4 protein-coding genes are annotated in these 4,881 nt (G+C 44.1%); all 4 read right to left on the reverse strand.

Features of this window, described 5'->3' with window-relative positions; all coding sequences use genetic code 11:
* Positions 1-1,610, reverse strand: a 1,610-nt coding sequence (locus AB4Z17_RS31965; RefSeq protein ID WP_441964336.1) for an ABC transporter permease, incomplete at its 3' end; no start/stop codon positions are given.
* A gap of 2 nt (positions 1,611-1,612) precedes the next feature.
* Positions 1,613-2,752: a Fe(3+) ABC transporter substrate-binding protein gene (locus tag AB4Z17_RS31970; protein ID WP_441911102.1), complete on the reverse strand. Its 1,140-nt coding sequence runs from the start codon at positions 2,750-2,752 to the stop codon at positions 1,613-1,615.
* Positions 2,753-2,879: 127 nt separating this feature from the next.
* Positions 2,880-4,295, reverse strand: coding sequence for an ATP-binding protein (locus tag AB4Z17_RS31975; protein WP_441964338.1), 1,416 nt, complete (start codon positions 4,293-4,295; stop codon positions 2,880-2,882).
* The coding region (locus AB4Z17_RS31980; protein WP_441964340.1) for a winged helix-turn-helix domain-containing protein at positions 4,292-4,881 on the reverse strand (590 nt) is incomplete at its 5' end. The genes AB4Z17_RS31980 and AB4Z17_RS31975, both read right to left, overlap by 4 nt.

The following is a 4,881-nucleotide window of genomic DNA, read 5'->3' on the forward strand; positions in this document are numbered from 1 at the left end:
GCCATTCCCACCGTGATTATGAATAAAGACGGTACCGAAGCTTGATGAATTTGCTCATCGCTTGCATATTGATAGGCTTTTGTCGCTAGCGTCTCAAAATTAAACGGGCGCAGCAGCAGCGTCAGCGGCAGCTCCTTCATAATTTCCATAAAGGTAAGCAGGAAGCCTGCTATTATGGATCCTTTTATTAATGGCAAGTCCACTTTGAAGAAAGTCGCAGTCATACCTATGCCGAGCGTTCTGGAAGCTTCAGAATAACGATTGCCTATTTTATCAAATCCCGCTTCCACCGCATTAAATCCTACACCAAGGAAGCGGATTACATAGGCGAAAATAAGCATCACGAGCGACATGCTGAGCACGAGCTTGCTCGATCCAAAACCTAACCATGAATAGACGCCGCTTAATTGATGGTCTAGGGAAATAAACAAAGCAAGCACGCCAATGGACAAAACAGCACCCGGGATAGAGTAGCCCATTAAAATTAGCTTCGTTGCTGCAAGCGGCAAAAGCGATCGATTCAGGCTGCGGCTTACATTTGCGACAATAACAGCAAGCAGCATCAACACGGTAATCGCAACAATGGAAACCAAAAGCGTGTTTGAGACGAGCTGCGCAAATTTGCTGTTCAATACATCTTGATATGTCCATGTCGCCCATACGAGGAGCTGAACTACTGGAATAGCGAACGAAAGGGCAAATATAACCGTGCTCACAAAAATAGCAGCAGCTGTCCCTAAATAGGATAACTTCCTTCGTTTAAGCGGATTAAGCTTGCTTGTCGCGGAATGATACATTTTTCGCCTGCGAAGCAGTCTCTCCATAATAAACAAACCAATGATAGCGCTCATTAGGAGTGCAGATAATTTTAGGGCAGAATCAACATCGTACATACCAAACCATGTTTTGAAAATTGTTGCAGTAAACGAAGCAATGCCAAAATGTTTTGTTACTCCAAAATCATTCAGTACCTCAAATGCGACGAGGCTGGCTCCGCCGATAATTGCACCCTGCGACAAAGGCAATACGATTCGAAAAAAGATATGAAGCTGCCCTTTGCCGAGCAATCTTGCGTTTTCTATGAAAGCTGCGCTTTGCTTCTCCATAAAGGTTTTGGTCATCAAATAAATGTAAGGAAACAAAAACATTGAAAATATGAAAATAGCGCCTTTCATGGACAATATATCAAAATAAGCTTGATTAGGGGTTACGCCGAGCGTATTTCGCATAAAAACTTGTATGCTGCCCGTATAGCTCAGCATAGAACCGTAAGTATAAGCTGCAATATATGGCGGAATTGCCAGTGGCAGCAAAAATGCAAAGTGAAAAAACTTCCGCATCGGGAAATCATAGGCTGCAACAAGCCATGCAAGCGACACGCCGATGATAACGGAGAAAAACACCGTTCCTACGACAAGATAGAAAGATTGAACGACTGAATCAAACAGCATATACTCTTTGATTTGCTGCCAGTTTTCATTCGGTTTGTCAAACAAACCGAAAAAAATATAAAGAGACGGAATAAGGGCCATGATGGCCCCTATTACGCTCAATATAACCCAGCCGTTCAATATTCTCTTTAAATTTCGCAAAGAGATGGAAGCCATCATTATTATTTCCAGCCTGCCTTAGCCAGAAGCTCGACAGCTTTTTTGTTATGATCGCCCAGCTTGGAGAAATCCAGCTTCTGTGTTTTAAAGTCACCCCAGCCCTTTAACAACTCAGGCTTTTCTGCAGCAGCATTTACAGGAAATTCGAAGCTTCCTTGCGTTAACAGCGTTTGCCCATCCTTGCCTGTCATGAATTCGATCAGTTTAACAGCGTTATCTTTATTCTTAGCATGCTTAGTAAAGCCTACGCCGCTGATGTTAAGATGTGTGCCTGTCGTTTCTTGGTTCGGGAAGAATACGCCAATTTTCTCTGCAACCTTAACCTCTTCCGCATCCTTCGAATTCAGCATTTGCCCAACGTAATAAGTATTCATAATCGCAACATCACCTAGACCAGCAACGACCGCTTTCGCTTGGTCACGATCTCCGCCTTCAGGATCACGAGCAAAGTTTGCTACAATCCCCTTCGCCCATTCTTCAGCTTTTTGCTCTCCATTTAGTTCGATGAATGAAGCAAGCAGCGACTGATTATAAAGGCTGGCAGACGAGCGCGCCAATACTTTCCCTTTCCATGCAGCACTAGCAAGATCTTCATAGGTGGATAGCTGCTCCGACTTTACACGATCTTTGGCATAAACGATAACGCGTGCACGGGTTGCAATGCCAACCCAATTGTTTTCGTTATCCCGCAGCTCTGCGGGTACATTGCTATCAACCGTTGTGGATTGTATCGGTTGAAGCACTTCATTTTGCTTCGCATAATTTAGAACGCCGCCATCTACTGTAATGAACAGATCTGCTTCTGAGCTTTCTCCTTCTCGCTTCAAGCGTTCAACGAGCTCTTCTGCTGTACCTTTAATTTCATTGACTTTAATGCCTGTTTCTTTCGTAAAGGCATCAAACAACTGGCTGTCAACATCATAGTGTCTTGCTGTAAACACGTTTACCACTTGCTCTTTGCTGTTATTCTTACTCGTATCATTACTTCCACCAGCTGCTTCAGTCGTTGCTGGGCTCGCCTCTGGCGATGGCGAAGAAGCATTCGTCTTATCGTTTCCTGCATTATTCGCTCCACAACCTGCTAATACGAGCACTGTCAGCATCGTTAACAATACGACACTTACGATATAATTCTTTTTCATCTTTGTCATACCTCTCGTTCCCACTTTTAATTTGATAATGAAAATCATTACCACAAACTCAACAGTTCCTATTGTAACCGACTAAAATGAGAAAATGCTGTGAAAATAAAAAAAAGCTACCCGACATTCATTTTCGGGTAGCTCGTTTAAAAACAGCCGAAACCGTTGTACCTTGATGAAGTTTACTTTCAATAAGCAAACTACCGTCATATCGTTGCACCAAACGGTTCGCAATCGCCAGCCCGAGTCCATGACCGCCGCTTGTGCCGCTCCTCGAACGGTCTGCGCRGTAAAAACGATTCATAACGAGCGGTAAATCCTGATCAGATATGCCAACGCCAAAATCTGTGACTTGAATGACAGCATCCGTTTCCCCTAACAAGCAGCATAGCTCTATTTTTCGGCTTTCTCCCGAATAGTTGACTGCATTATCAAGTAAGATGAGCATAATTTGCTCCAGATGCTGCTCAGACACAAATAGATTTACGTCTGACAAAAGACTCAAATCAGCATGAAAAGTGAACTCCGGATGAAGCACCTCTATATTTCTAATAAGCTGTTCCATCTTCTGCTTCGAATGGCTGCTCATCTCATTCCCGTAAGCCGGCTCTTTCTCCGCACGAGACAATGCGAGCAGTTCCTGTACAAGTCCTTTCAGACGAGCAATTTCCTGCGACGAAGCATGCAAAGACTCTTCCAGAACTGCAGGGTCATCCTTTCCCCAGCGCTGCAGCAGTGCGAGATGACCTTCAATAATGGCGATTGGGGTTCTGAGCTCATGAGAAGCATCCTCTACAAATTGTTTCTGTTGCCCGAACGATCGCTCAAGCTGATCCATCATTTCATTAAACAGCTTCATGAGCGTTGCAATTTCATCATTTTTATTTTCGTTTAGCTGAACCCTTTCTTGTAAACCCTTCTGCTTTACGCCGGTCATGGCAACATTCATCGCTTGAAGCGGCTTTAGCAGCTGACGCGCCAGCAATCCTCCGCCGATGCYGCTTATAATAATGGCACCGACACAGCAAATTAACATAATTCGAAAAAAAGCTGAACTAAGCTTCTCAAAATCCTCGATGTTTTTCACAATTTCGATTGTTCCATTAAACGAGAAGATCGTTAAGGGGCTGCGCATAAGCAGCAGGTTTTGGTCAAGAAACCACGACCCTTTGGCAGCTAAACTCGAAGAAGGATAAGCACTTAACCACTGCTCTGTTAGATTATCGGAGACAATCATGATCGGTGCTCCATCTTCATCAAGCACGCGTATTAGCTGATTTTTACCATTTACTTTTTCAAGAAAGCTACGTATTGAAGTCAGCTCCGATTCGTCGAAAGTGAACTCCTTTTCTAACAAATAGTTTAATACTTCCCGCATATCTTCCTGTGTAGCCGTCTCTGCTTGTTTCTTCATCCACTTCTCTACAAACATATATTGAACGGCATTGTACGCAGCAAATAAAAGAAATAACAGCAGCGCCGACCATAATGTCAGCTTCCACTTGATCGGTATTCGTGAGAAACTTACGCGCAAATTATTCATTTTTTCATCACATACCCAATACCGCGCAGCGTTTGAATGCAGCTCGTTCCTCCGGGGACATCTATCTTATTGCGCAAATATCTCACATATACATCAACAACATTCGTATCGACAGCCGCATCGTAACCCCATACGGTATCAAGCAGCGTTTCCCGTGAGAAGACACGGTTCGGATTTTGCATGAAAGCAAGCAGCAATCCGTATTCCCGCTTAGTCAACTCTATGATTTGTTCGCCTCTGCTGACGATTCTAGCGTCTAAATCAACACTTAACTCGCCAGAAGACAAAATGGAACGCTGATCTGATGCAATCATATCCTGTCGCCTAAATACAACGCGAAGCCGTGCAAGCAGCTCTTCAATCGCAAACGGTTTCGGGATATAATCGTCCGCCCCGCTGTCAAGGCCAGACACTCGGTCCGTAACGCTGTCTCTCGCTGTCAGCATAAGAATAGGTGTTGCTTTTGATTCGCGAATACGCCTGCAAACCTCAAGTCCGTCCATGCCAGGCAGCATAAGATCCAATAAAATAACATCCCATTCTTCTCGCAAGGCGCGCTCTAGACCACTATTGCCATCATAAGAAA

Origin of the sequence: Paenibacillus sp. TAF43_2 (genome assembly GCF_052113545.1) — a bacterium.
Classification (GTDB): Bacteria; Bacillota; Bacilli; order Paenibacillales; family Paenibacillaceae; genus Pristimantibacillus.

Coding starts and splice junctions, on each gene's coding strand:
- AB4Z17_RS31970 (WP_441911102.1), bottom strand. CDS start 2,752: ATGAAAAAGAATTATATCGTAAGTGTCGTATTGTTAACGATGCTGACA.